4 protein-coding genes and 5 tRNA genes are annotated in these 4,247 nt (G+C 54.3%); all 9 read right to left on the bottom strand.

The window, feature by feature from the left end; translation table 11 throughout:
• Positions 1 to 304 precede the first annotated feature (304 nt).
• Positions 305 to 380 (bottom strand) — tRNA-Lys (locus FN633_RS07500).
• A gap of 23 nt (positions 381 to 403) precedes the next feature.
• A tRNA-Lys gene (locus FN633_RS07495) sits at positions 404 to 479 on the bottom strand.
• Between the two features lie 48 nt (positions 480 to 527).
• Positions 528 to 603, bottom strand: a tRNA-Lys gene (locus FN633_RS07490).
• A 3-nt stretch (positions 604 to 606) separates the two neighbouring features.
• A tRNA-Val gene (locus tag FN633_RS07485) sits at positions 607 to 682 on the bottom strand.
• A gap of 34 nt (positions 683 to 716) precedes the next feature.
• Positions 717 to 792: transfer RNA gene (locus FN633_RS07480), tRNA-Lys, on the bottom strand.
• A gap of 175 nt (positions 793 to 967) precedes the next feature.
• Entirely contained in the window at positions 968 to 1,762 is a 795-nt protein-coding gene (cpoB, locus tag FN633_RS07475; protein WP_154057281.1) for a cell division protein CpoB, read from the bottom strand.
• A 9-nt stretch (positions 1,763 to 1,771) separates the two neighbouring features.
• Positions 1,772 to 2,293 (bottom strand): peptidoglycan-associated lipoprotein Pal, encoded by a 522-nt coding sequence (gene pal / locus FN633_RS07470; RefSeq protein ID WP_042392179.1) that lies wholly within the window; start codon positions 2,291 to 2,293, stop codon positions 1,772 to 1,774.
• A 34-nt stretch (positions 2,294 to 2,327) separates the two neighbouring features.
• Positions 2,328 to 3,620, bottom strand: coding sequence for a Tol-Pal system beta propeller repeat protein TolB (gene tolB / locus FN633_RS07465; RefSeq protein ID WP_154057280.1), 1,293 nt, complete (start codon positions 3,618 to 3,620; stop codon positions 2,328 to 2,330).
• A 130-nt stretch (positions 3,621 to 3,750) separates the two neighbouring features.
• Positions 3,751 to 4,247: cell envelope integrity protein TolA (gene tolA, locus FN633_RS18500; protein ID WP_243731485.1), on the bottom strand; the 497-nt coding region annotated here is incomplete at its 5' end.

Here is a 4,247-nt window from a genome sequence, read left to right as displayed (position 1 = left end):
CTTTCGTACAGATATATAGAAGCCCATACAATGAGCCGCTGATAGAGGCAAAATGATGATAAGTCGTAGGCCGGGTAAGCGCAGCGCCACCCGGCAGTATATCGTTGCGTCGGGCGGCGCTTCGCTGGCCCGACCTACAAAAGCAGCACTGTGAAAGCGGCATATCGCAGATAGCAAAAAAGCGCCTTTAGGGCGCTTTTTTGCATTGGTGGGTCGTGCAGGATGACTCGGCTTTGCCTCGCCCTTCGGGCCGTTGCTACGCAACGTTATCCTTCACGTTCAACATTCATTAGTATGTTGAAATTGGTGGGTCGTGCAGGATTCGAACCTGCGACCAATTGATTAAAAGTCAACTGCTCTACCAACTGAGCTAACGACCCCTTTTGGGGAACTCTCTTCGAAGTGGTGGGTCGTGCAGGGCTCGAACCTGCGACCAATTGATTAAAAGTCAACTGCTCTACCAACTGAGCTAACGACCCATTCGGGTGCTGACTTCGAAGATTATTTTACTCGGTACCACCAGAAAGTGGTGGGTCGTGCAGGATTCGAACCTGCGACCAATTGATTAAAAGTCAACTGCTCTACCAACTGAGCTAACGACCCGAGTGGTGGGTGATGACGGGCTCGAACCGCCGACCCCCTCCGTGTAAAGGAGATGCTCTACCAACTGAGCTAATCACCCACTGTACTGCTGGTGCGATGTTTCCATCATTTAGTGGTGGGTCGTGCAGGGCTCGAACCTGCGACCAATTGATTAAAAGTCAACTGCTCTACCAACTGAGCTAACGACCCACTATTTTACCGCTTTTGCGCTGCTTTCGGGCGGTGCGATATCCCGTGGCAACGGCGGCATATATTACTGATTTATGAAGTTGGCGCAACTAAAATTTCGAGCAAGATCACTTAACTGCTTATGATTCACCCGACAAGACCAGAAATAGAGCGATATCTGGTCATGCCGCATTCATTACATCGCACTGAGTTTTTTCTGCGCCTGTTTCGCGCCGTCGGTGCCAGGATATTTGCTTACAACCTGCTGATAAACCGCTTTGGCTTTGGCAGTATCCCCTTTCTCCTGCATGATCACCCCGACCTTAAACATCGCGTCCGGTGCCTTGGGAGATTTTGGATAGTTTTTAACGACCGAGGCAAAATAGAAGGCCGCATCGTCTTTTTTACCCTTGTTGTAGTTCAACTGACCCAGCCAGTAGTTCGCATTAGGAACATAGGTGGAGTCCGGGTAATTTTTAACAAAGCTACTAAACGCGGCGATAGCGTCGTCCTGGCGGGATTTATCCTGCACCAGGGCGATGGCTGCGTTGTAGTCGGTATTCGCATCGCCGCTCTGTACCGGCGCGCTGGGGGCCGCTGCTGCTCCGGCTGCAGGGGCAGGTGTAGCGGTAGCCGCGCCGCCCTGATCGCCTGCCGCTGGCTGCGCTGCCGCCGCACCGCCGCTGCCCAGACTGTCAATCTGCAGTAGGATCTGCTTCTGGCGTTCAACAACCTGATTCAGCTGATACTGGCTCTCCTGAATCTGACCGCGCAGAGAGTCGATATCGGACTGATTGTCAGAGAGTTGCTGCTGAAGCTGGGTTAAAAGCTGGCTGTGAGCGTTAGAGATGCGCTCAAGTTGGGTGACTCGGTCTTCAACCGAGCCTGAGCCGACACTACTGATTGGCGCTTGCGCAAAAGCGGCCCAGGGGGCCGCTATGCCAACCAGTAACGACAGACTCAACAGATGATGTCTGAAGTTACTGCTCATGCAATTCTCTTAGTAAACCAGTACGGCGCGACGGTTTTTAGCGTAAGCTGATTCGTCGTGACCCAGTACTGCAGGTTTCTCTTTACCGTAAGAAACGATGGAGATCTGGTCAGCAGAAACGCCTTTACCCTGCAGGTACATTTTAACGGCGTTAGCACGACGCTCACCCAGGGAGATGTTGTACTCAGGGGTACCACGTTCGTCAGCGTGACCTTCTACGGTGACTTTGTAGGACGGGTTGCTACGCAGGAAGTTAGCGTGCGCATCCAGCATCGCAGCGAAGTCAGAACGGATATCGAACTTGTCCAGATCGAAGTAAACGATGTTGTTCTGCTGCAGCTGCTGCATCTGCAGGCGTGCCTGCTCTTCGGAAGAGGCGTTGCCGCTGCCGTTTGCGTCCATACCAGTGCCGGCACCCAACATGCCTTCGCCGCTCTGGTCGTTGCTTGCGTTCTTGTTAGAAGAACACGCTGCGATTGCCATAACAGGCAGAGCCAGCATCAGCCCTTTCAGCACTTTGTTCAGTTGCATTTCTTTGATTCCTTTAGTAATCAATTAATTATTATTACAGATACGGAGACCAGGCAGGGAATTTGACCTGTCCATCAGTCGCCGGAAGACGCGCTTTGAAACGCCCATCTGTAGAAACCAGATTCAGCACGGATCCCATCCCCTGAGAAGAGCTGTAGATTACCATAGTGCCGTTAGGTGCCAGACTTGGCGTTTCATCCAGGAACGTTGACGACAAGACTTGTACGCCACCCGCTGCCAGATCTTGTTTGGCAATGTGCTGCTGCCCACCGTTGGAGCTTACCATTACCATAAATTTGCCGTCGCTGCTGACGTCAGCATCCTGGTTCTGAGAACCTTCCCAGGAGATACGCTGCGGAGCACCGCCGTTAACGTTGACTTTATAAACCTGCGGACGACCTGCCTGGTCAGAGGTGAAGGCCAGGTTCTGGCTGTCCGGGAACCAGGTCGGTTCGGTGTTGTTGCTACGGCCGTCGGTAACCTGACGGATCTGGCCAGAGCCGATATCCATCACGTAGAGGTTCAGACTACCGGTTTTCGACAGTGCGAATGCCAGTTTAGAACCGTCCGGAGAGAATGCCGGCGCACCGTTGTGACGCGGGAACGAGGCAACCTGACGTACAGCACGGTTAGCCAGCGTCTGGATCACCAGCGCAGAACGGCCGCTCTCAAAGGTGACGTAGGCCAGCTTGCTGCCGTCCGGAGACCATGCCGGTGACATCAGCGGCTGCGGTGAACGGTGTACAACGAACTGGTTGTAGCCATCGTAGTCAGAGACGCGCAGCTCATACGGGAACTGGCCGCCGTTAGTCTGGACCACGTAAGCGATACGCGTACGGAACGCACCTTTAATACCGGTCAGCTTCTCGAACACTTCGTCACTGGCAGTATGGCCCGCATAGCGCAGCCACTGTTTGTTTACCTTATAGGAGTTCTGAGCCAGCACGGTGCCCGGCGCACCACCGGTATCCACCAGCTGGTAGGCCACGTTATAGCTACCGTCCGGGTTAGGCGTTACCTGCCCCACGACCACGGCATCAATACCCAGCGCAGACCAGGCTGCAGGCTGAACTTCCTGAGCGCTGCCCGGCTGCTGCGGCAGACGAGAGCGATCCAGCGGGTTGAACTTGCCGCTGTTGCGCAGGTCAGCACCCACGATGCCGCCGATATCTTCAGGCGCAGCGCCAGGCCCCGCCCACTGGAAAGGGACTACGCCAATCGGGCGCGCAGAGTCTACGCCCTGGGTAATCTCGATACGCACTTCCGCGTGCAGCACGGCCGCCCACAGCACTAAAAAACCAAACACTACACGTAATGCCTGCTTCATCTCATCTCCCTTATCCGGGCGGTAAACCCGCGATAATTTAGCAGAATGTTAACAAACTAAATATCCAAAATGACCACAGCCCAGTGGAAACCGTAGTACCCTTTCCACCTTTACGTGGGGAAAGTGTAACCTAAGGTTTAAAGTCCAGTGGAGCATTTTTAAACACTTCGTAAACTGCCTGGCTCGGCGGTTTCGGGATCTTCGCCTGACGTGCTGCGGCTAATGCAGCCTGACAGAGCGCAGGATCGCCACCTTCGGACTGAATATCCAACAGCAAACCATCCGGGGCCAGTTTTATGCGCAGCGTACAGGTTTTTCCTGCATACGACGACGCGTCATAAAACTTAGTCTCGATCGCTGATTTGATCATCCCGGCGTAGTTGCTGATATCCGCACCCGACGCGCCATTGTTTTTAGTACTACCACTTCCTACCGGGGCTGCGTTATTTCCTTTCGCGCCACCGCCGGTTTTCGGCGCATTCTTACCTGAACTGAGGTCACCGAACAGATCGTCTACGTCTGACGCAGCGGCTTTCTCTGCCGCGGCCGCTTTCTTCGCCGCAGCCGCTTTGGCTGCCGCAGCTTTATCAGCAGCGGCTTTCGCAGCAGCCGCTTTTTCGGCGGCCG

It is taken from the genome of Pseudescherichia vulneris, assembly GCF_902164725.1.
In the GTDB taxonomy this organism is placed as follows: Bacteria; Pseudomonadota; Gammaproteobacteria; order Enterobacterales; family Enterobacteriaceae; genus Pseudescherichia; species Pseudescherichia vulneris.
Note: the sequence above shows the minus strand (reverse complement) of the source record. Positions and strands in the feature narration are given on the sequence as shown.